20 protein-coding genes are annotated in these 21,463 nt (G+C 42.3%); 4 read left to right on the top strand and 16 right to left on the bottom strand.

The window, feature by feature from the left end; all coding sequences use genetic code 11:
* Positions 1–64 precede the first annotated feature (64 nt).
* The gene (locus ACNQGS_RS02010) at positions 65–805 is read left to right on the top strand and encodes a response regulator transcription factor (RefSeq protein ID WP_491485888.1); all 741 of its coding nucleotides are present in this window, start codon (positions 65–67) and stop codon (positions 803–805) included.
* 18 nt (positions 806–823) lie between these two features.
* Complete coding sequence (locus ACNQGS_RS02005) at positions 824–2,593, top strand: sensor histidine kinase (protein ID WP_491485887.1); 1,770 nt, start codon at positions 824–826, stop codon at positions 2,591–2,593.
* A 44-nt stretch (positions 2,594–2,637) separates the two neighbouring features.
* On the opposite strand, the gene ACNQGS_RS02000 is transcribed toward ACNQGS_RS02005, so the two are convergent.
* From ACNQGS_RS02000 to ACNQGS_RS01970, 7 genes are all read right to left on the bottom strand, one after another.
* On the bottom strand, positions 2,638–3,831 hold the full coding sequence (locus tag ACNQGS_RS02000) for a M20 metallopeptidase family protein (RefSeq protein WP_491485886.1): 1,194 nt from the start codon (positions 3,829–3,831) through the stop codon (positions 2,638–2,640).
* Positions 3,832–3,872: 41 nt separating this feature from the next.
* Positions 3,873–5,060 (bottom strand): M20 metallopeptidase family protein, encoded by a 1,188-nt coding sequence (locus tag ACNQGS_RS01995; protein ID WP_491485885.1) that lies wholly within the window; start codon positions 5,058–5,060, stop codon positions 3,873–3,875.
* A gap of 215 nt (positions 5,061–5,275) precedes the next feature.
* Entirely contained in the window at positions 5,276–5,746 is a 471-nt protein-coding gene (locus ACNQGS_RS01990; protein ID WP_491485884.1) for an SRPBCC family protein, read from the bottom strand.
* Between the two features lie 161 nt (positions 5,747–5,907).
* Positions 5,908–7,173 carry an MFS transporter gene (locus ACNQGS_RS01985; RefSeq protein WP_491486045.1) on the bottom strand — a complete coding sequence of 422 codons (1,266 nt, stop codon included), beginning with the start codon at positions 7,171–7,173 and terminating at the stop codon, positions 5,908–5,910.
* 69 nt (positions 7,174–7,242) lie between these two features.
* Positions 7,243–7,803 carry a class I SAM-dependent methyltransferase gene (locus ACNQGS_RS01980; protein WP_491485883.1) on the bottom strand — a complete coding sequence of 187 codons (561 nt, stop codon included), beginning with the start codon at positions 7,801–7,803 and terminating at the stop codon, positions 7,243–7,245.
* 107 nt (positions 7,804–7,910) lie between these two features.
* Positions 7,911–8,570, bottom strand: coding sequence for a class D sortase (locus ACNQGS_RS01975; RefSeq protein ID WP_491485882.1), 660 nt, complete (start codon positions 8,568–8,570; stop codon positions 7,911–7,913).
* Between the two features lie 56 nt (positions 8,571–8,626).
* On the bottom strand, positions 8,627–9,499 hold the full coding sequence (locus ACNQGS_RS01970) for an LPXTG cell wall anchor domain-containing protein (protein ID WP_491485881.1): 873 nt from the start codon (positions 9,497–9,499) through the stop codon (positions 8,627–8,629).
* 236 nt (positions 9,500–9,735) lie between these two features.
* On the opposite strand from ACNQGS_RS01970, the gene ACNQGS_RS01965 reads away from it, so the two are divergent.
* Positions 9,736–10,728 carry an NADPH:quinone oxidoreductase family protein gene (locus ACNQGS_RS01965; RefSeq protein WP_491485880.1) on the top strand — a complete coding sequence of 331 codons (993 nt, stop codon included), beginning with the start codon at positions 9,736–9,738 and terminating at the stop codon, positions 10,726–10,728.
* 58 nt (positions 10,729–10,786) lie between these two features.
* Here ACNQGS_RS01965 and ACNQGS_RS01960 read toward each other — a convergent pair whose 3' ends face one another.
* From ACNQGS_RS01960 to ACNQGS_RS01940, 5 genes are all read right to left on the bottom strand, one after another.
* Positions 10,787–11,722, bottom strand: a complete 936-nt coding sequence (locus ACNQGS_RS01960) for an aldo/keto reductase (protein WP_491485879.1) — start codon at positions 11,720–11,722, stop codon at positions 10,787–10,789.
* A gap of 41 nt (positions 11,723–11,763) precedes the next feature.
* Entirely contained in the window at positions 11,764–12,708 is a 945-nt protein-coding gene (locus tag ACNQGS_RS01955) for a phosphotriesterase family protein (RefSeq protein WP_491485878.1), read from the bottom strand.
* Positions 12,709–12,724: 16 nt separating this feature from the next.
* On the bottom strand, positions 12,725–13,045 hold the full coding sequence (locus ACNQGS_RS01950) for a carboxymuconolactone decarboxylase family protein (protein ID WP_491485877.1): 321 nt from the start codon (positions 13,043–13,045) through the stop codon (positions 12,725–12,727).
* Positions 13,046–13,060: 15 nt separating this feature from the next.
* Positions 13,061–13,309: a hypothetical protein gene (locus tag ACNQGS_RS01945; RefSeq protein ID WP_491485876.1), complete on the bottom strand. Its 249-nt coding sequence runs from the start codon at positions 13,307–13,309 to the stop codon at positions 13,061–13,063.
* A 133-nt stretch (positions 13,310–13,442) separates the two neighbouring features.
* Entirely contained in the window at positions 13,443–14,639 is a 1,197-nt protein-coding gene (locus ACNQGS_RS01940) for a CaiB/BaiF CoA transferase family protein (RefSeq protein ID WP_491485875.1), read from the bottom strand.
* 146 nt (positions 14,640–14,785) lie between these two features.
* Here ACNQGS_RS01940 and ACNQGS_RS01935 point away from each other — a divergent pair, with 146 nt between their 5' ends.
* Positions 14,786–15,583 (top strand): Cof-type HAD-IIB family hydrolase, encoded by a 798-nt coding sequence (locus ACNQGS_RS01935; RefSeq protein ID WP_491485874.1) that lies wholly within the window; start codon positions 14,786–14,788, stop codon positions 15,581–15,583.
* 110 nt (positions 15,584–15,693) lie between these two features.
* Here ACNQGS_RS01935 and ACNQGS_RS01930 read toward each other — a convergent pair whose 3' ends face one another.
* The 4 genes from ACNQGS_RS01930 to ACNQGS_RS01915 form a co-directional block, all read right to left on the bottom strand.
* Positions 15,694–17,436, bottom strand: coding sequence for an acetolactate synthase catalytic subunit (locus ACNQGS_RS01930; RefSeq protein ID WP_491485873.1), 1,743 nt, complete (start codon positions 17,434–17,436; stop codon positions 15,694–15,696).
* Positions 17,437–17,451: 15 nt separating this feature from the next.
* Positions 17,452–18,429, bottom strand: coding sequence for an NAD(P)H-quinone oxidoreductase (locus ACNQGS_RS01925; protein WP_491485872.1), 978 nt, complete (start codon positions 18,427–18,429; stop codon positions 17,452–17,454).
* Between the two features lie 22 nt (positions 18,430–18,451).
* Positions 18,452–19,471: a zinc-dependent alcohol dehydrogenase gene (locus ACNQGS_RS01920; RefSeq protein ID WP_491485871.1), complete on the bottom strand. Its 1,020-nt coding sequence runs from the start codon at positions 19,469–19,471 to the stop codon at positions 18,452–18,454.
* A gap of 84 nt (positions 19,472–19,555) precedes the next feature.
* The gene (locus tag ACNQGS_RS01915) at positions 19,556–21,283 is read right to left on the bottom strand and encodes a CocE/NonD family hydrolase (protein WP_491485870.1); all 1,728 of its coding nucleotides are present in this window, start codon (positions 21,281–21,283) and stop codon (positions 19,556–19,558) included.
* Between the last annotated feature and the right edge of the window lie 180 nt (positions 21,284–21,463).

The raw sequence follows: 21,463 nt of genomic DNA, 5'->3' as shown, positions 1-21,463 counted from the left end.
CTTGTGGATATTGTCAAAGTATAGTATATTTCGAATATTAGAATAATATTTTAGGGGGTGCCAAATGTACCAATTAGTAATTGCGGATGATGAATTTGAAATCCGGCACGGCCTAGTAAACTATTTTCCATGGAATGAACTTGGGTTCGAAGTGATTGGCGAAGCAGCAAATGGGAAAGAAGCATTGGAACTCGTTTCCGAGGGTAATGCAGACGTTTTGCTTTGCGATATCCAAATGCCCATCATGACCGGCATTGAGGTCATAAAGGAAATACATGAGCAAAACTCCCCTGTCCTGACTGTTTTTTTAAGCGGATACCAGGAGTTTCAATATGCCCAGTCTGCCATTAAGTACGGGGTAAAAAATTATATTTTAAAACCAACCAATTTCTCTGAAATAACCGAAGCGTTTATACAAATCAAAAAAGAATTGGACCAAAGAAATTCAGCCTCCTCCCCAACAGCTTTAGTGAAATTGAAAGACGATGACGATGATCCAATTATTAATAAAATTAAAGATTATGTGAAATCCAATTTTAAAAATGCCAGCTTAGATGAGGCCGCCCAAGTCGTTTATATGAACCCCCATTATGTAAGCAAATATTTTAAACAAAAAACAGATGTCAATTTCTCTGATTTTCTTTTTCAAATAAAAATGGAAGAAGCAGCTAAATTAATAAAAGAAGTGAAATATAAAGCCTATGAGGTGAGTGAAATGGTCGGTTACAGCAACGCCAAGAATTTCACTCGGGCGTTCCGGAAGTATTTTGGGGTCAGTCCTAAGGAATATCGGCTGTTAAACTAAGGGAAGGGTTCGCTTTACATGGATACTTTAAAACGCTCTTTTTACATAAAAAATTTAACCAAACTGCTGATTCCGATGCTGATTCCTGTCCTCATTCTAAGTTCACTTGCCATTACATTCATCCATTTATACCTGAAGGAAAAAATTAATCAGGAAAACCTGAATCTTCTCAATCAAATCCAAATGAACGTGGAAATGATTTTCGATGAGTTGAATTCTATTAACCTAACCATTGCGGCAAGCGCCAAGGAATTTCTGGATTTGCAAAACATGCTCGAGAAAAAATGGCTGGATCCTGAGGATTTTGTTAAACTGGCGTCGTTAAAAAATACCATCGACTCTCCCGCTATTGCTCATCCGTACATTGATTCGATTTATATTTATATTAAGAATGACAAACAACGTTTTTTAACATCGACAACAGGCGGTGTAGTAGACCTCCGTCATTTCGATGATGTTTCCTGGTACAAGGGGATCGACAAGGTAAAAAGCGCTGATACTGTTTGGACCCAAAAAAGAACAGTCATTCGAAAGCTCGTAGATTTTCCTGACCAGAAGATTGATGTCATTTCCTTGTATCGAAGCTTTACTCTCGCAAACGGTAACATGGGTTATATTATTTTGAATGTAAACACTGATTATGTAAAGGATAATCTAAACAGCTTATATAAAATGAGCGGTCAAAATATTTTGGTCATGGATAAAAGTAACCAAGTCCTGTTTGTAAATCATCCAGTCCATTTAACGTCATTCGAAAAGAAGGAAATGATTTCCTCCTCTAATGAAATTAACATATTGAAAATAGGAAACGACCCTTCTGCTGTCTTTAAACTGGACTCAAAAAAATATGGCTGGGTGTTTTTTTCGACGATCCCGAGGAGTTCCCTTTATAAGCTGCCATATCAATTAAGCATGGTTACGTTAATTCTTTTACTCTCGTCGGTTATCGTCGGAGGGATTATTGCTTATTTCCTAACAAAAAGGAATTTTGCCGAAATTGATTCGATTGTTAACATCTTAAATAATGCGGAAAAGGGTGAACCACTCCCCCATTTGCCAACCGCCGTAACGGATGTCCACAGCCTAATCATTCATAAGATTTTGACCAATTTTATGGAGCAATCCTATATGAAGGTGCTCCTTTCTGAGAGAAAGTATAAAATGCAGGCCCTTGAACTCTCTGTCCATCAGTCTCAATTAAATCCGCATTTTTTGTATAACACACTAGAAACGATAAATTGGAAGGTAATCAGTCTGACCAATCGGCCAAACGAGATCAACCAAATGATTGATAATCTCGGGAATATCCTTCGCTACTCCTTAAATGCAAAGGATAGTTTAGTTGTTTTAAAGGATGAAATTAAACATACGAAAAGCTATGTGGATATACAGAAAATCAGGCACAAGGATCAATTTGCGTTTTATTTGGAATGTGATGAGGGTGTTGAAAACTATTATGTTGTTAAACTGTTCCTGCAGCCTCTGATTGAGAATTCCCTTCAACATGGTCTGCCTGACTTGGAAAGAAAGCTTTCGATTAAAGTGAAAATAAGAGTTTTTCCATCACACCTTTATGTAGTCGTCATCGATAATGGCAAGGGAATCGGGAAGGCAATGCTTGAGGAAATCCGCTCGAAGTTGAAATCTAATTATACAGCATCCGAGCACATTGGCCTTTATAATACCCATAAACGTCTGCAGCTAACCTATGGAGATAAATATGGTCTGACGATCCGCAGCAAACCTAATTTTGGAACCACTATTTCTGTAAAAATCCCTATCAACTAAAAAGGGCCCCTATCCTGTGCAAAGGGGCCCTTTCTATATCTCTCTTAATTTTCATTTTCATTTAAGTACTTTAATGCGCTTCTTACAAAGTACTGAACGCCGAGAATGAATGCTTCTTCTTTTACATCAAATTTAGGATGATGATGCGGGTAATTGTCAGCAGGATTTTCACTTCCTGCTCCCAAGAAGGCGAAGCATCCAGGTGCTGCCTCTGCAAAGGCGGAGAAGTCTTCGCTGCCCATCATCGCTTTACCTACGACGAAATTATTTTCACCAAAGGTTTCCACGATAGATTGTTCTACGAGTTTGGTAATCTTTTCCTCATTAATCGTTGGACTATAGCCGAAGTCATAGTTAAATTCATAGGTTGCACCGTGTGCTTCGGTGAGTCCCTTTGTCAACTTTTCCATCCAGATAGGAATTTGTTTGCGAACTTCCGGATCAAAGGTACGGACAGTACCCCCTAAGGACACTTTATCAGGAATGATATTGTTAGCAGTTCCCCCGTGGAACTGGGCAACCGTTATAACAGCCCGATGACTGGCATCGACTTTTCTGGAGATAAATTGATTGATCCCATTTACAAGCTGAACACCGATGGCAATAGGGTCAACGGTTTCTTCCGGTGCCGAACCATGCCCGCCTTTACCTTGAATGACAATATCAAAATCATCACACGCTGCGGTTACATGTCCGTAACAGAGCGAGAATTTGCCCAACGGCCCCTGTGAACCAAGGTGAAGTCCGATTACGCCATCAATGCCGTCTGCTGCCCCTGCTTTGACCATTTCCTGTGCACCGCCAGGATTTAGTTCCTCGGCATGCTGAAAGAAAAAGCGGATTTCCCCTTTGATTTCGTCCTTTAATTGCGACAAAACTTTGGCTGCGCCAAGGAGCATCGCCGTATGTCCATCATGGCCGCAGGCATGCATCACACCTGTATTTTTGGAGGCAAATGGAAGTCCTGTTTCCTCAACTATGGGCAGGGCATCCATATCTGCCCTGAGACCCAAGACTTTGCCAGGCTGGCTGCCAAACAGGCGTCCCATGACACTGGTTGGTGTGACCCTGGAAACTTCAATATTACCAAAAGATTGTAATTTATCATAAACATAATTTGAGGTCTTTATCTCTTCAAAAGACAGGTCCGGATTTTCATGAAAATGTCTGCGCCATTCAATTACTTCTTTTTCAACTGCTTCTATCAGCTTCTGGATATTGACTACTTTTTCAATCACAATATCCCTCCTCTAATCGATAGCGAAAACTATCTATCAATTTATTTATCATTTAAAAAATTCAATGCTGAACGAACGAAATAATTTACACCCTTAATCAAGGCATCTTCCTTCACATCAAATTTTGGATGATGATGTGGGTAGTTCTCAGCAGGGTTTTCGCTTCCAGCACCTAGGAAAACAAAACATCCAGGGGCTTCCGCGGAAAATGCGGAGAAATCCTCCCCTCCCATAATCCCATTCGCAATTATTCGACTGCTTTCTCCGAATGTGTCTACAATGGTTTCCTCCACCAGTTTGGTGATATTTTCCTCATTTATGACTGGTGAGTATCCCAGCATATAATTGAGTTCATAGGAAGCGTCATGGGCTTCAGTGATCCCTTTTGCAATTTTTTCAATCCAGACAGGAATTTGTTTACGTACCTCTGGATCAAACGTACGGACAGTCCCTCCTAGGCTTACGCGGTCAGGAATAATATTATTGGCTGTTCCGCCATTGAATTTGGTAACAGAAATGACAGCGCGCTGTGCTGCATCCACTTTCCGTGAAATAATTTGGTTGATTCCGTTAATAATTTGAACACCGATCGCAATTGGATCAATCGTTGCATTTGGCGCAGAACCATGTCCGCCCTTGCCTTGAATATCGATATCAAATGCATCAGTCGCTGCAGTGACCGGTCCATAACAAACAGTAAAGATCCCAGAAGGAATTTGCGAACCAAGGTGAGCGCCGATGACCCCATCAATCCCCTCTGTTACACCTGCCTTGACCATTTCTGAAGCGCCGCCAGGGAACAATTCCTCAGCATGCTGGAAGAAAAAGCGGATTTCCCCTTCTAATTCATCCTTTAATTGGGACAAGACCTTTGCCGCTCCTAAAAGCATGGCAGTATGTCCATCATGGCCGCATGCATGCATTACACCGTCATTTTTTGAGGCAAATGGCAGCCCGGTTTCTTCTTGAATGGGAAGCGCGTCCATGTCAGCACGTAAAGCAACAACTTTACCAGGCTTAGCACCGACAATCCGTCCTAATACGCTTGTTGGCGTTGGACGGGATAACTCGATATTGCCAAAAGACTCCAGCTTCTCATATACATACCTGGATGTTTCTACCTCTTGAAATGAAAGTTCAGGATTTTCATGGAGATGCCGGCGCCACTCCACAACCTCTTTTTCCACTGCTTCTACTAATTTCTGAAGATCCAGCGTTTTCTCGACCATAAATTAAGCCTCCCCAAAATTCTTTTATTCAAGATAATTTTAGAGAATAAGTACACTGAAATACAACAAAAATATAGAATATTCTAATAACGGTCAATATAAGAGTATTTTCTGAATCTAAGAAACCTTTTTCTTCCACTTTATTTATCATTTCAATAAGAAAAAACATCCAGGCTTATTTCAAGCTTGGATGCTGTTTTTAAATCTATGGGGACTCAAGTACGAAATTTCTTTCTGGACTGATAGACTGCCTTTTTAATTTCCTTCTCCAGGTTTTGGAATAGGTTTTCAATCACTTTGATTGCTGCTCCATTTAGTAACCGATCTGGGGTCACTTCCATAGTCCCTGTTATCACTACATCCGCTTTAATAGTTAATTTGCAATCCCCTTGCCAATCTCTTAGAAATAAATCAGACTGCGCCTGAATATTTCCAAGTTTGCTTTTTGCATTTATTTTCAGGCGGTAAAATGATGGATTTTTCTCTTCCAAACGTCGTATGTCGATTGCAAATACATCGTTGATTGGACCAATCCGGATATCAATTTCGCCTCGGTAGACACCACTTGAAGTTTCAACAAACGACTTGCAGTTAGGAATCGAGTTTTTTAGGACTGTTTCATCTTTTAGCCATTTCCATACTAAATTTCTCGGCAAACCAAAGGCATGATTGTACTCAATCTTCAACCTTATCCCCCCGTTGGGCATCAGTATTAGAACTCTATGTCAATCATTGTATTCATTGGTTACCAGTCATGTTAAAGTAGTTTTGTGGTGTCTGGCCCATTCATGAAAATTTTCCAAACACGAAAAAAATTCCAAGCCAATATAGGCATGGAACTTTTATGCTATTCATTCGGTTGTTTTCTCCTGGACCAAACGACAACAGGGATGAGCAGCAAAGATAAAATGCCCCCAGCTAGTGAAAGAATCGTGTAACTTGTCTGCGCAACTACCATCCCGGAAAGTGCCCCGCCTGAAGCACCGGCAAGAGCAACCAAAACATCTAAGGTCCCCTGTGTTTTTGCACGCGTGGACACATCCGTTGCGTCGACGATAAGCGCCGTACCGCTAATCAACCCGAAGTTCCAGCCAAGCCCTAGAAGCGCAAGTGCAACTATAAGGACAAGCATTGAATCAGCCGGTGCAAAAGCAGCAAGGACACCAGCCGCAAGTAAAGTGGCACCTGCAACAATGGACATTGCCGTACGGCCAATTTTGTCAGCAAGTATTCCGGTCCCCAAAGATGGAAGATACATGGCGCCAATATGAATACTAATAATTAATCCGATATCACTCAGATCGTGTCCATGATTCCTCATATGGACAGGTGTCATGGTCATGATGGCAACCATCACAAGCTGGGTAAGGACCATGACGGAGGCCCCAACTACGAGTTCCCGCTTGTTCTTAAGAGGAATATCAAGGACTTGGTTTGATAGGTTTTCTTTGGTACTTGCATCCGACAATATTTTAGCAACCTTAAGCGGGTCGGGACGCAGTAGCACTAATAGTACTGTACCGGCCAAAAGGAAAGCAGCAGCCCCTAAAATAAACGGGCCGGCCAAAGCTGGAACACCAATCGTCATTGCAAATCGTCCCATTACATCAACAAGATTAGGCCCGGAAACAGCCCCGAATGTCGTCGCTAACATGGTGATACTGATAGCGGTTGCCCGCTGTGTAGGACTGGCTAGATCGGTACCTGCATAGCGGGTTTGCAGGTTAGCTGCGGTTCCGGCACCATAGATTAATAGTGATGCAAACAGCAGCATAATAGAATTGATGACAGCAGCCGTCACCACTCCAATTGCGCCGATACCTCCGGCCAAAAAACCCGCTGCCAGTCCAAGCCTGCGGCCGTATCGCTGCGACACTCTTCCTATCAGAAGTGCTGCACCTGCGGAACCAAGAGTTAACAATGCAACAGGCAGTCCGGCAAACCGGTCAGTTCCCAGCATATTTTTGGCTAACAGTGCCCCGACCGTTACACCAGCAGCAAGTCCTGCCCCACCGAGCATCTGGGAAATAACCGCTACTCCCAAAGTCCGCTTATATAACCGTTTTTGCCTTTCAGGGGAATCGATGTAAAGATGTAATCCACCCACTGGAATTTCTAAAACTTTGGCATTATCATCAACTTTTGGGTCAATCACCTTTTCACCCCCTTTATTTTTAAATAGCTAAACCTTTTGACAAAATACCGTTTGCCGTCCTTCTTGGTCGTTCTCTTCAAAAAAGAGGACTTTCCATCCACTGAATTCGTTTATAAGCTCTTTTGGCTTCAATTTATATTGATCGGATATCGTTTGGTTTGCTGTCTTGGGTGACTGATAATAGGTTTCCATAAAGAAAAATCCGTTCTTTTTTACCATGCTTTTGACAAATGGAAAGAGGGATCGGTCTAGGTAGTAGGAAATTACGATAAGGTCGATTGCGCTTTGCTCCATATTAAACTTTGTGACATCCGTCAAATCACAGACTCGCGGATTAATACTGAGATGCTGTTTGACAGCTTGTTCCTGAAGAAAGTGGATGGCAATCTCTGATATATCAAGAGCCTCTACATGATAGTTTAATTGAGCGAGATAAATACTGTTTCCGCCTAAACCGCAGGCAAGGTCAAGGGCATTCCCGCCGTGAAGATGTACGGAAAGATCTTTCAATCGGGGATTAGGAACAGGCTCCTTTAACTCAGTCAATCGCTCTTTGTATTTGGCGTTCCATTTAGATTTCATATCCATTTTATAACACCACATCCATCTTCTATAAATGCCTAAATTCTATCATACAAAAACCCCACTAAAAAGGGGGCAAAATGAAAAATGAGGCCTGAATACGTAAAAAAGAATCAGGCCCCTTTTAATTTGGCGTGGATGATTAGGCGGTGGGTTCCTGTGGTGATGGGGTCGCAGGTGATCAATGTCAAGATTCGGTCTTGACCATTGGGATTTAAAACAGATAAATCATCAGGTTTTACAATTAAAACATTGTAAATATCGTAGGTATAGGCTTGTTTTTTGTCCTCCACTACAATTTCATCGCCAGGCTTTAGTTCATTCAAGCGGTTAAACATCCTTCCATATGATCGGCTGCGATGGGCTGCAATCGCGGCGTTACCGATTTCACCGGGAAGGGCCGTACCCTCCAAATGGCTAGCACCAATTTTTAAATTTGCTTGACTTGCCCCTTCTAAAATGGGCAGAGTTAGGTCTATCTTTGGTATTTTTATAATACCGGTCAGGCCGTCCGTTTCTAAATTTTTATTTATCTGGGCAGACTCCTGGATTGTTCCATGCTCAGGAATAGGCTCCCTTTCCAGGCTTTCATCAAATGCCTTATTAAGACGTTGATAATTATTTTCCAGAGAGGTTTTGTTTCCTTGCTTTTTTTGATCCCATTTCTTTAATAGTAAATTTTGTTCATGGTTATGAAAAAACTCTGTAATTTTTGGATAAAACATAATCATAATGCCTAAAAGAATTAAAAGGCCAGCAGTTAACTTTTTCATATATGCACCTCAATAAAAAATTGAGAGAGATTTTAATCTCCCTCAAAGCTTTGATTCTAGTTGTTTAGCTTTTTTCGTCTTAATAAATACACACCGGAAGCGGTAACGAGAAGTCCGATTAAATAATAGCCATATGGGCTTGACTCTCCTGTTTTTGGAAGAACCCCAGTTGTTGTAGTTTGTTTAATAGTTTCTTGTGCCGGAGGATTCTGATTTCCTTGATTTTGTGGAGGCGGGGTATTATGATCCGTACCTCCCGGATTTGGCCCTGGTTGATTTGGATTATCTGAATCTCCTGGTTTATCCCCTGGATTGTCGCCCGGCTTATCTCCCGGATTATCGCCTGGCTTATCTCCTGGATTATCGCCCGGCTTATCTCCCGGATTGTCGCCTGGCTTATCTCCCGGATTGTCGCCTGGCTTATCTCCCGGATTATCCCCTGGATTGCCATGATCATCGTCATTGTCACCCGGCGGAGGTGGTGGCGGATAACATTTTTCCTGCCAATAGTTGATGGTACCGTTTGCTTCTACACCGACTCTTACGTCACTTACGGGAATGATGACCGGATCCCGGTCCTTTATAATCAGCTTGAAGGCAGTGATATCATCCGTTACATATTCAGCATTATCTTTTAATTTAAAATTCGGGGAATTTCCTGGTGCTTCCATCTTAGTCCAAACGCCTTTCCAAAGTACATAAACCTCTACTACGTCTTCCTTACAGTCATTTTTTAAATGAAAATGTATTTCCGTACTCTTATTGCCATTTTTACCTTGTTCGCCCTGATTCCCGTTTGAATTGCCGTTATTCCCCTCCTGCTGTCCCCCGTTATTGTTACCGTTTTCATTTCCACTCCCTTGACCGTTTGCGGCAACATAAGAAGCGGGAATGATTAGTAGGAAAATTAGTGCATACATGGATGCCATTAACAACATCCTTTTTAGGCTAACCGTCTGCAATGCGCCACCTCTTTCCTAATTGAAAAACAAGTTGAATGCAGTTCTATCCTATTCAACATTTTCCTCAATAAGTACGATTCCTTTTTCCTATTTCTTTTCACGGATAACTAAATGAATATTTTGATAAGTCCGAATTTGTTTTACAAAAAAGGCTTTTCCATGTAAAATGGCTTCAATAGTAAAAAAGTGGGAGGGGAATAAATATGAGCGAATTGTTTAAAGCATTAGTGGTTGATAAGACGGAGACCGATTTTTCAGTTGAGGTTAAAGAAGTTTCTTTTGACAACCTTCCTGAAGCGGAAGTACTAATCAAAGTTGCTTATTCCAGCATAAATTATAAGGATGGACTCGCCAGCATCGCAGATGGCAAAATAGTCAGGACATATCCGTTTATCCCAGGTATTGATTTAGCGGGAGTTGTTGTATCGTCTCAGGACCCGCGCTTTCAAGAAGGTGATAAAGTTATCGCGACAAGCTATGAAATTGGGGTTTCCCATTATGGCGGATTTAGTGAATATGCTCGTATTCCCGGCGATTGGGTTGTTCCGCTCCCGGAAAATCTTTCACTCAAAGAAGCGATGGTTTTGGGAACAGCTGGCTTTACCGCTGCCCTTTCTGTGCAAAGGCTGGAAGAAAACGGCGTTACTCCTGAAAAGGGAAAGGTTTTGGTAACTGGAGCAACTGGCGGTGTTGGAAGTATTGCTGTCTCGATGCTAGCTAAACGGGGCTACGAGGTAGTTGCAAGTACTGGAAAAGATGCTGAACATGATTATTTACATAACCTTGGTGCGTCCGAAGTGATTTCCCGTGAAGAGGTTTATAATGGAAAAGTCAAAGTATTGGATAAGCAGCTTTGGGCTGGTGCGGTTGATCCTGTTGGCGGCGAATCCTTAGCGTCTGTATTAAGTAAAATTCACTATGGCGGATCGGTAGCTGTAAGTGGATTAACTGGTGGTGGAAACGTCCCAACTAGCGTGTTTCCTTTTATTTTGCGCGGTGTAAACCTACTGGGGATCGATTCGGTCTATTGCCCAATGGAAGTACGCAAAAAGCTGTGGGATCGAATGGCCACAGACTTAAAGCCGTCCACGCTATTGGATTCCATTGCAGTTGAAATTTCGCTTGACGACCTGCCTGAAACTTTGCCTATCATTTTGAAAGGGCAGGCTAAAGGGAGATTCGTAGTAAAAATTTAAGCTTTAAAAAATAGAAGGACCCATTGGAATTAAGTTTCCAAAGGGTCCTTTTTCTGATTTATAATTGGAATATCTGGTCAATGCTTTGAATCTCTTGTAATGAAAGCTCCACATCTAGCGTTTTTAAATTATGAAGCACTTGGTCGGCCGTCTTTGCTCCCGGTATAATGACGTCAATCCCATCACGAGTTAAATACCAAGCGAGTACAACATGAGCAACCTCTACCCCTTTTGCTTCGGCTATTTCTCTTACCTTCTCAATTTTAGCTAAGTTTTGCTCATACACTTCTTTCTGGAATTGCGGCCGTTTTCGATTCTTTTCACTAATCACTGTATTTATATTATATTTTCCCGTCAAAAACCCGGAGGCAAGCGGGTAGAAAGGAACAAAAGAAATATCATGTTCAATCGTGTATGGGAATAATTCTTTCTCTGCTTCTCTGCTTAATAAGTTATAACCCCCTTGATATACGTCGACATAGCCGTCTTTATTCGCCTCCTTTAACTGCTCGAGGGAAAAATTAGAGACCCCAATCGCCCTGATCTTCCCTTCATCCTTTAGCTGCTTCAAGGCCCCGACCGCTTCATCCTTAGGTGTATCTTGATCAGGGAAATGAATATAAAATAAATCTATGTAATCCGTTTGCAGGCGCGTTAGGCTCTCTTCTACTGCCTGCTTTAAAAAGCTTGGGGAATTATCGAGCACCACTTCACCCCCAACAAATTTATGGGCGGCTTTTGTGGCAATCACAATCTCTGAACGATTTCCCCGTTCCTTGACCACTTCCCCGACGATTTCTTCAGAACGCTTTGGACCATAGATAAACGCAGTATCCAAAAAGTTAATTCCCTGTTCCAATCCTGCCCGTACTAAATCCCTTCCTGCTTCCTCATCCAGGTTGGGGAATAGATTATGTCCGCCTACGGCATTGGTTCCCAAGCCGATTGGGTTCACATATAAATCAGTTTTTCCAATTTGAATTTGCTTTACCATGCACCATTCATCTCCCAGTTTTTTACTTTGTTACCAGTTTCCTAGTTTCCCATAAACCACCGGCGAGCATTATCAACCATCATATCGGTAACCTGCTCTTCCGTTACACCGTTTTTCTTCAATTCTGGAATCACTTCTTCTAACACAAAACTCATGCTCCATTTCGGAAATGTTTTTGCAGATGTTCCATCAGGATACCAGTCATACGAACAGCAATAATCTTGTGATAGGAACATGCGGTCTGCATAACCTAGTTTGGCCAACGCAATCACGGTATCGTTTCGGGATTCGTTTGAACATACTCTAGTTATTCCGTATCGATCCATGCCAATAAATGGCCCCCGCTCCAGTACCTGCAGGATGTACTCCTGATTGTCGGTATCCCCAGTATGTCCAATTAATACCCGTTTTGGATCCACTCCCTCTTCTTGTAAAATATCAAGCTGTTTTAGGCCCGTTCCACTCGCCGGGTGGGAATGAGTCATAATCGGTACACCGGTCATTTTATGGGCCCGCGCTGCAGCACGGATCACTTTTTCAACATCCTTGGTAACCCCTTGTGCATCGGTGGCACATTTTAAAAAGCCAGCCTTGATGGATGTGTTTTGAATGCCGACCTCGATGTCTCTGACAAATAATTCCGCCATATAGTCAATGCTTCGATTTTGGAAGTGAGGCGGGATGTAATGGTAAGAATAAATACCAGTAGCAGCGATAATTTGCACACCCGTTTCACGGGCCACTCTCTCAATAAAGCGGATATCCCGGCCAAGTTCCATCACCGTTGGGTCACAAATGGTTTTAACACCAAGTTCCTTCACTTTATTTACCTGCTCTAACGCTTTGGCAAATTCCTTTTCCTCGTCATATAAATGGGGAAATTGTACAAAGACAGCTTCTGAGCGGACACGCATATGTTCATGAATCAGCGTAACCCCAAGTTCAGAAGACTCAACTGGTCCAGTTACAGTATTTATTAATGTCATAGCCTAGTCTCCTTCTTTATTTTTCTAGTAATTTATCCAAACTCTCTTGTACTTTTGGTCTTGATGAAGTGAATTCTTCTAATTCCGTTTTGAAGGTACCATGAATACGATTGATCATTCCTGCTACCCCAACAGTAGTACAAAGGACGAGTATTTGCCTTGGGGTAAAGTGTTCTCTAAGTCGGGCATATAATTCATCCTCAATTCGAACCTCCGTAGCCAGCCTCTCCGTATATTCAAGTACAAGCCGTTCTATATCGGTATAAACAGTACTTTCCCTCCAGTGACGGAGGTGATCCACTTTATCTTTAGATAGTCCAATGCCCCGACCGAGCATAATATGGGTCGGTACTCAGTAATGACACTTGTATAATGTGGAGGTATAAAGATAAGCAAGTTCAGTCAGCTGAACATCTACCTCACCGGAACGGTACGCACCAAAGATAAGATCCGAAACTCCTTCCAATACCTTAGGCTGATTGGCCAGCACCTTGAAAACGTTCATTACGTGTCCCCCGGACGCATCCTGAATGAAATCTAAAGACTCCTTGACTTCGGGACTTGCCTGGTCATACTCTATCAATTCAATACGTTCCATCATCTACCAACTTTCTATTTCCATTTTATTGATAGTTTATAATTTTCCGACAATAATTGCAAAGCCAGGGTATTTCCTGGGTTTGTTAATAGTGTTCTTAAACTTTTCACTAGTCGACAAATTGTATTCTAGCAATTTATTTTTCAGAAGTGCTAACAATTCCAAGCGTCAAATATCTTTCTATTTCCTCCATGGAATAACCTAATTCCGCCAGTATTTCAACGGAATGTTCGCCTATTTCTGGTGGAGCTGAAAACTTCTGAGCATTGGTATCTTTGATTTTAATAGGAACTCCGGTAACAAATACAGCATCACTCTGTTCACCCATATTCATTTCCCGTACCATGTTCCTGTCCTGAACCTGGGGATTATTTATAATGTCCTTTAATGTGTTGACCGGGCCGCACGCAATCCCAGCCTGTTGAAGAAGCTCGAACACTTCCCCTTTTGTATACTGGATGGTCCACTCTCCAACCATCTTTTCCAATACATCACGATTGGCCATTCGTCTCTCCTTCTCATAAAAGGGTGAATCACTATTCAGCCATTCGTCTCTTCCTATGATTCTGCAAAGCTTTTCCCACATATGCTGTGCAGCAGGTGCAATAAATATATAACCATCCTTGGTCGGATACGTATTACAAAATGCGAGAGGGTCACGATTGCCAATCCTATCCGGCTCTATTCCCTTTAATATGACTTCGGAAAAATGGTATCCAAGTAAGGAGAGCATTCCATCGAGCATGCTTACATCAACATATTTTCCTGTGCCGGTACGTTCCTTGTGCACTAAAGCCAGCATGGCACCCATCGCCGCTTGCAATCCTGAGAGATGGTCTGCTATATAGAAGCCGACATTGGTAGGAGGCCCGTCCAGATGTCCAGTAAGCCCGGCCAATCCACTCATAGCCTGTATGGTCCCATCGTATGCTCCATAGTTTTTATAAGGCCCTGTCAAGCCAAAACCTGTAATATGGACCATGCTTATTTTGGGGTTTATCTCCGAAATGGTCTGATAGTCTATTCCTAAACGCTCCGGTACGCCGGCACCATAATTAGTAATTAAAAGGTCGGCTGTTTTTATAAGCCTATGAATGATTTCCCTGCCTTGTTCGGATTTCAAATCGATCGAAAGTCCGCGTTTATTACGGTTTTGGGCAGCAAAATACAGACTTGTATCCTCATGGAAAGGTCCAGCCATCCTGCCAACTTCTCCCTCAATCCGCTCTATTTTTATGACATCAGCACCGTGGTCGCTAAGGATTTGACTGCAATATGGCCCAGAAATGTAATGCGTAAAATCTAAAACCCGAATTCCAGATAGAATTGACACAGCGGACACCTCATTTTATTTTTTAAAAGATATAGAATAGGACATTTCCAACACTTATTATTTTTATATGTTTGCTTTTTGAAAAATTGTTTTATTAAAATGGTATATTGAACATAGTAACCATAAAAAAAGAGAGGAAATATCAAATGAAATGTTTTTCGATTGATCTGGATGGAACGTTATTAAACTCAAAACATGAAATATCAGATGAAAGTTTCAAGGTACTAAAGGAATTACGGGAACAAGGGCATCAGATTATCTTTAACACAGGCCGGGCTTTTGATGATGTGATCAAATATGATCATGTGCAAAAAATAGCTGCTCCCATTTTTACTATTAATGGGACTGTTCTATACTCTGAAAAAAGAGATGTCCTATACGAAGCATCTTTATCGGTTTCCATCTATAAAGAACTCATGCAAATTTTAAAAGAAATTGGCATGTGGATCATGGTCTATACCAATAAAGGTGGTTTTCCATGTCGATATCCAGCTCTTCAAGATAAAGATCCTGAAGAAATCGCGAAAATTTTCCATCAGTATGATTACGATCAAATTCTTGAACAGGATGATATTAAAATTTACAAAATTATGGTCGTCGCACCCGGGAATCAACTTGAAAAGATTGACCAAGTCAAACAAGCAATCGAGGGGAAATTTGCAGTCTCCATGGCCTCTTCTTACGTTCATGTAGTCGAAATTACCTCTATTGAGGCAAATAAAGGAGAAGCACTGCGACGCTACCAACAATTAATGAATGTACAGTTTGATGAAATTTTTGCGTTTGGAGACGGTGGGAATGATATCTCTCAATTTAAAGTAGCAACTACTTCTGTTGCAATGGCCAACGCCCCCTTATATGTTCAAAAGGAGGCAGATTTAATCTCTAAGACAAATGATGAAGATGGATTTGCCTATGCAGTCCGGCACTTATTAAATATTTAGCATTTCATATAAGGCATCATGGCAAAAACCAAACAAATTCGGGGCGTGCTTTTTACGCCCCTCCTTATTTTCTTGATCAAAACTTTAAATTAGGACGAGCTTTTTGTTAGTTAAATATTATTTAATACGCTCAAAAAAGGAAGAGGCGGAAAAGAAGCAGGATCTGCTATTAAATCAATAACCACTGATCCTTCTGTTGCAAAGGCCTCGTTCAAAGTTTCTTCGATTTTTTCTGGAGAACTCACTCTAATACCTTTTACGCCGCATGCTTCCGCCACTTTGGCATGGTCAACGGCAGTCAGGTCACAAGCAGATGTATTTCTTCCCCAGCGGGCCTGCTCAGCCCATTTTTGATAGGCCAGAACTTCATTGTTTATGACGGCAAGCACCACATCTATTCCGTGCCGTTTACATGTTTCCAGTTCACTCCAAACATGAGCAAAGCCGCCATCTCCTGATAAACAAAAGACCTTTTGATTTGGTTGTGCTACCTTTGCACCCATTGCCATCGGAAGCCCCCAGCCAAGACCTGCAATTCCCCGTGGAAAAATAAATTTCCGCCTTCCTTTTGCCTTGATATAATTGGCCAGCCAAACAGACGAGAAGCTTGCATCCGCCACAATAATATGGTCATCTGTTAATTGTTTTTCAAGTTCGGCTAAAAATCTTTCCACTCTAATCGGCGATTGGTCTGTGTTTTGGATTTTTTCTGCTTCCTCGGTATGAGCTTTTCTCGCTTTGGCAATTGCTTCTACCAGACTAGGACGCTGTTTATCTCTTTTTTCGAGATTCTTGCGCAAAAGGGCGTTTCTCAATGCTTCCAATGTTAATTTTGCATCTCCTGCTAACCTTAAAGATTCATAGTTGCGGCCGATTTCCAATGGGTCAATATCGATGTGTATAAATCGTACGTCTTTAGAAAATAGTTTCCAAGAATCGGTTCCATTTTGGTTAGTGCGATTTCCTACCAATAAAATGACATCGGCCTCTTCAACCACTGGCCTCAAGAATTTTGTGGCGCCGCCTTTACCCATGTAGTAACCAATAGGTCCGATGGTTAACGGATGTTCTTCATCAACTGAGCCTTTACCCATCGTCGTTGTCGCGACAGGGATTGAACATTCTTCTTGAATTTGGCGAAGTTCGTCGATAGCCCCCGATGAAATGACACCTCCGCCTGCATAAATAAATGGACGTGCTGCATTTGCGAGCAGTTCAGCAGCCACTTCGATTCGGGACGGGTCTGCAATAGTCCGGTCCAAAGGGTAAGCAGACAGGCAAGCCTTTCTTTCTATTTGTACAGGGTTTTTCTTCGTATCGAAGGAAATATCTTTTGGAATAAGCAAAACGGCAGGGCCAGGCCGCCCGCTCGCTGCAGCGGTAAAAGCCATGTCCACGTAATCTTCGATTCTAGCTTCTGCTGGTACTTTCTTCACCCATTTGGCTACACCTGAGAAAAGCTTTACATGATCAAGCTCCTGAAAGGAGTTTTTTTCCTCCTCAGAAATCGGCACCTCATCAACGAGGGCCACCACGGGGTGAGAAGCTTTTAAGCATTCTGCCAGGCCGGGAACCAATAAGGTGGCAGCGGGTCCATTCTGTGCCGCTACAACCGCTACTGTGCCAGAACACATCGCGTACGCTTGCGCCATATAGGACCCCGCATTTTCCTGCCTGAATCCGATTTGCTTAATTCCAAGATCGGAACAGGCAAGCATAATCGTTTGCGGATTACTTTGTCCAAAAATATACTGAACACCATGGCGTTTTAATGCTAAAGCAAATCTCTCCGCATTCGTTAATTCCTTAGTCGAAATCTCAGTTTCTTTTTGTGTTTCTGTAACATTGGACATTCACAATTCCCCTCCTCACTCTACCTTTAAAACAATCTTTCCGGTATTTCGATTTTCCGCCATATACTGATGAGCTGAAGATACATCTTTCCAATCAAAAACTTGATCGATAATCGGAGCCAGTTTTCCGGCACTAAATTTCCCTCTCGAAAATTCTTCAAACTGACGGGTTAAATCAATTTTAAATGCTTTGGTCCTGGACCTAAGCGTTGACCCGATAAATTGGATCCTCTTCTGAAGGAATGGTCCTAAATGCGCTGAGGTCAATGCTTGTCCGCCCAGGGTCCCGATTAAAATCCATCTTCCATCAATCCCAATTGACTTTACATTTGCTTCCCAATAGGAAGCACCTATGAAGTCCAAGATTAGCTGGACACCTTCTCTATTCGTGATTTCATGGACTCTTTCCGAAAAATCTTCTTCCTTATAATTAACGGTATAGTTTGCGCCGAGAGAAATACAGCGGTCTAATTTTTCAGCAGAGCCAGCAGTCACGATACTTACCGCACCTATTTCCTTTGCAATCTGGATGGCAGCTGTTCCAACACCGCTAGCGCCGGCATGAATCAGCACATGTTCCCCCGCCTTTAAATTCCCTAATACAACCATGTTTAAATAGGCAGTCAGAAAGGCTTCTGGAATCGCTGCAGCTTCCTCAAACGTCATCTCGTCCGGTATTCTCATCCCCATATCTGCTGGAATGACCACCTTCTCTGCATAGCCGCCGCCAGGCAATAGGGCATAAACCCTGTCACCTTCCTTCCAGTCTGATACACCATGGCCAACTTTTTCAACCACACCAGCCATCTCCAAACCAATAATGGTTGATTCACCAGGAGGTGGCGGATATAACCCTTTTCGCTGCAGCAAATCGGCCCGGTTTATGGCTGTTGCTTTCACTTTTACAAGTAGGTCACCCTCGCTTAGGATCGGGTCATTTACTTCTCCGATATATAGATCATGATTTTTTTCGTTTACTAGAACAGCTTTCATCTAATCATTGCCTCTCTTTCATTTAAGTTTCTCTAGGGGTAAATAAAACTTTTGGGCCGCCATTGTTTAGGCATTCCTCAAAACCTTCTTTAAAATCCTTAAGTTCCAAGTATTTTTTTACAATTAAGAGGGCTTTGGTCTGCAATTTTTCCATTAATTTGATGGCTGTATGCCAATCTTCTTTAATGGCAGCGATACTGCCAGTCACTTTTAATTCCTTATAAGCGATGTCCATAAAAGATACATTTGTTAGTTTCGAGGATGTACCTATCTGGATAAATTGCCCTTTTGGACGCAGGACGGAAAGTCCTAAATTAACACCGTTTTCATTCCCTGAGCATTCGAAAACGATATCTATGTTCAACTTTTTCTCTTTTAACAGACTTGGAAAATCCCCGGACATGACTGTGGTATCCACGCCCATTTGCGAAGCGATTTCGAGGCGGTCTGCATCTGCTGGCGTCCCACAAACTAACACTGTTGCCCCAAATTGTTTTGCTACAAGAGCCGTAAATAGTCCGATGGTGCCCGGTCCAATAATTAAAACAGTATCTGTTGGTGTAATATCAGCCTTATACACACCTCTTACCGCTACAGACAGCGGTTCAATTAACGCACCCGCATCATCTGAAATCGTATCAGGGACAATATAAACCTGCTGTTCATGGAGTTTTACAAACTGGGCAAAGACTCCATTATAATCGAAACCAATCCGCTTACGATGAGAGCACAGATTAAATTCTCCACTGCTGCAGTAGGTACATTCTTGACAGCTGCTGTATGTAGGATGGGCCACAATCCGGTCCCCGATCACTGCATTAGTGACCTTTTCCCCCACTGCGACCACTTCTCCGATAAATTCGTGGCCCAGAACAACTGGCGGTGCATCATCATTAATGTGATAATTGCCTGTATATAATTTTAAATCGGTCCCACAAATACCTGCGCGCTTAACTTTGGCTAGTATTTCATGCTCACCAATATTTGGAATATCGACATCATCTAAGGCGACACTTCCATCCTTCAACACTACGCATTCCATTTTAGGCTATCCCCCCTTTGAAAAAAGCCCTCAGCTGAGGGCTTTTTCACCTAATATTCTGCATTTCTATTAAATTGACAAATCCTATCTTGGGATAACCGGGAGCAAGATATGGGATGGATATTCCTCACTATGAAATACTTTTTGCGAAGCGGTTATGAACTCCTTGCTATCAATTCCAGATTCACCCGTGTTCGTATTCCGGTCAAAACGCGGGAAATTGCTGCTAGAAATCTCCACTCTCATCTGGTGCCCTTTTTTAAATAAATTACTGGTTGACAGTAAATCAATTTCATAGCGGTACACTTCATTTGGCGTGATGAGGGAAGGTGGCTGATTTTTCTCTCTGTATTTGGCTCGGATAATGCCATCCGCTATGTTAAACGCTTTCCCATCTGGATGGACATCGACCAGTTTAGCGGTAAAGTCAGTGTCTACCGCGGAGCTTGATGCATATAAGACTACTTTTACCGGACCGGTTACCTCAATGTCTTCCTCTAAAACCTCACTCGTATAGACTAAAATATCATCGCGTGCTTCCAAATGCTGCTGGTCGATTGGTCCGCGAAGATAATTCGCCGGCATTAACAAGTTACCGCCAAGCGTTGGCACTGGATTGGCTGGGTCATAAACATAACTATCGTTTGTTTCCTCTAGCGGCGGTGTTGCGGATAGAGTACCGTCGCCAGCCTTCGTATTGGCCTTTCCATTACTTTGGAAATAGTAAGGTGTATATACGGTTCGTTTCAGCGGCCATTCCTGCTCACAGCGCCATTTATTTTCGCCCATAACAAATAGTTTGACTGGCGGCTCTTCCGTGATACCGTTTTCGATTCCCTTTAACCAATGGTCAAACCATTTTAATTGCAGGCTTGTTAAATCTGTTTTCAGTTCAAGCAGCAGGCTGGATGTGCTCATGCCAAAATTGAGATCCCCTACGATTGGAGCGAACCCTGCGTGTGCCCATGGACCAATCATAAGCTTCGTATTCTTCTTTTCTTTTAGTTTTTCATAATGCTCGAGATCCTGCCCTAATAAAAGATCGTACCAGCCAGCCATTCCAAAAATAGGTACATCAATATTATCTGACTTTTCCCTAACACTGATTTCCTGATGGTATTCGTCCCTTAAATCGTGATTCAAAATATCATGAACAAACGCGGCATAGCCTTCCCCAAGTTTTAGCCATTCACTATCTCGGATCGGCAATTGCGAATAGGCAGCCTCTTCAATATGGTCAATGGAATCGAGAAGTGTCATAAATTCCTTTAAAAAGTCCGCTTTACCTTGTTTAGCCTTTACGACTGCATTCGGGCCAATCGTCGACATACTCCAAGAGACTAGTAAACCAAGTTCCAGTGCGCCGCCGCGATACATATACACATCTGTTCCCCATGTGATGGGAAAGATTGCTTTTAAGCTCGGCGGCTGCATGCTGGCAGCCTGGAATTGAGTCATCCCCATATACGACAGGCCATACATGCCGACATTTCCATCCGAGTATGGCAAGGAGGCCGCCCACTCTACCGAATCGTAACCGTCGTTATATTCATTTTTATAAATATAAAAAGGAGCGCCCTCTGATTCAAAGCGGCCGCGGACATCTTGAATGATGACGACATACCCGTTGTGGGCGACAGCGATTGGATCCAATACCATCGTGGTCAGGGGAAGAAATTCCTTGTTATAAGGGGTTCGTTGTAACAATACTGGATATTTTCCTTCACCATCAGGACGAAAAACTTCAGCATACAAGGTGGTGCCATCTCTCATAACAGCCGGGACATTCTTTTCGTGAATAATTTTACTCAACAAAATCCCTCCTCTTTATGGTCGCAATGCTTTATTCGCGGATAGCTTGATTTTACTCGCGTATGAGCCGAATTTACTCTCGGATAACCTCAGTTTACTCTCGCATAAGCTGACTTTACTCTCGTTCACCACGTTTACTCGCGGATAACCTGATTTTACTCTCGGATAACCTCAATTTAC

It is taken from the genome of Neobacillus sp. PVCKKU3 (assembly GCF_058323225.1).
Note: the sequence above shows the minus strand (reverse complement) of the source record. Positions and strands in the feature narration are given on the sequence as shown.

Bases quoted from the DNA above. Each gene is read 5' to 3' on its own strand.
- ACNQGS_RS02010 (WP_491485888.1), top strand. From the start codon at position 65: ATGTACCAATTAGTAATTGCGGATGATGAATTTGAAATCCGGCACGGC.
- ACNQGS_RS02005 (WP_491485887.1), top strand. From the start codon at position 824: ATGGATACTTTAAAACGCTCTTTTTACATAAAAAATTTAACCAAACTG.
- ACNQGS_RS01995 (WP_491485885.1), bottom strand. From the start codon at position 5,060: ATGGTCGAGAAAACGCTGGATCTTCAGAAATTAGTAGAAGCAGTGGAA.
- ACNQGS_RS01980 (WP_491485883.1), bottom strand. From the start codon at position 7,803: ATGGATATGAAATCTAAATGGAACGCCAAATACAAAGAGCGATTGACT.
- ACNQGS_RS01975 (WP_491485882.1), bottom strand. From the start codon at position 8,570: ATGAAAAAGTTAACTGCTGGCCTTTTAATTCTTTTAGGCATTATGATT.
- ACNQGS_RS01970 (WP_491485881.1), bottom strand. From the start codon at position 9,499: ATGGCATCCATGTATGCACTAATTTTCCTACTAATCATTCCCGCTTCT.
- ACNQGS_RS01965 (WP_491485880.1), top strand. From the start codon at position 9,736: ATGAGCGAATTGTTTAAAGCATTAGTGGTTGATAAGACGGAGACCGAT.
- ACNQGS_RS01960 (WP_491485879.1), bottom strand. From the start codon at position 11,722: ATGGTAAAGCAAATTCAAATTGGAAAAACTGATTTATATGTGAACCCA.
- ACNQGS_RS01955 (WP_491485878.1), bottom strand. From the start codon at position 12,708: ATGACATTAATAAATACTGTAACTGGACCAGTTGAGTCTTCTGAACTT.
- ACNQGS_RS01950 (WP_491485877.1), bottom strand. From the start codon at position 13,045: ATGCTCGGTCGGGGCATTGGACTATCTAAAGATAAAGTGGATCACCTC.
- ACNQGS_RS01945 (WP_491485876.1), bottom strand. From the start codon at position 13,309: ATGATGGAACGTATTGAATTGATAGAGTATGACCAGGCAAGTCCCGAA.
- ACNQGS_RS01935 (WP_491485874.1), top strand. From the start codon at position 14,786: ATGAAATGTTTTTCGATTGATCTGGATGGAACGTTATTAAACTCAAAA.
- ACNQGS_RS01930 (WP_491485873.1), bottom strand. From the start codon at position 17,436: ATGTCCAATGTTACAGAAACACAAAAAGAAACTGAGATTTCGACTAAG.
- ACNQGS_RS01925 (WP_491485872.1), bottom strand. From the start codon at position 18,429: ATGAAAGCTGTTCTAGTAAACGAAAAAAATCATGATCTATATATCGGA.
- ACNQGS_RS01920 (WP_491485871.1), bottom strand. From the start codon at position 19,471: ATGGAATGCGTAGTGTTGAAGGATGGAAGTGTCGCCTTAGATGATGTC.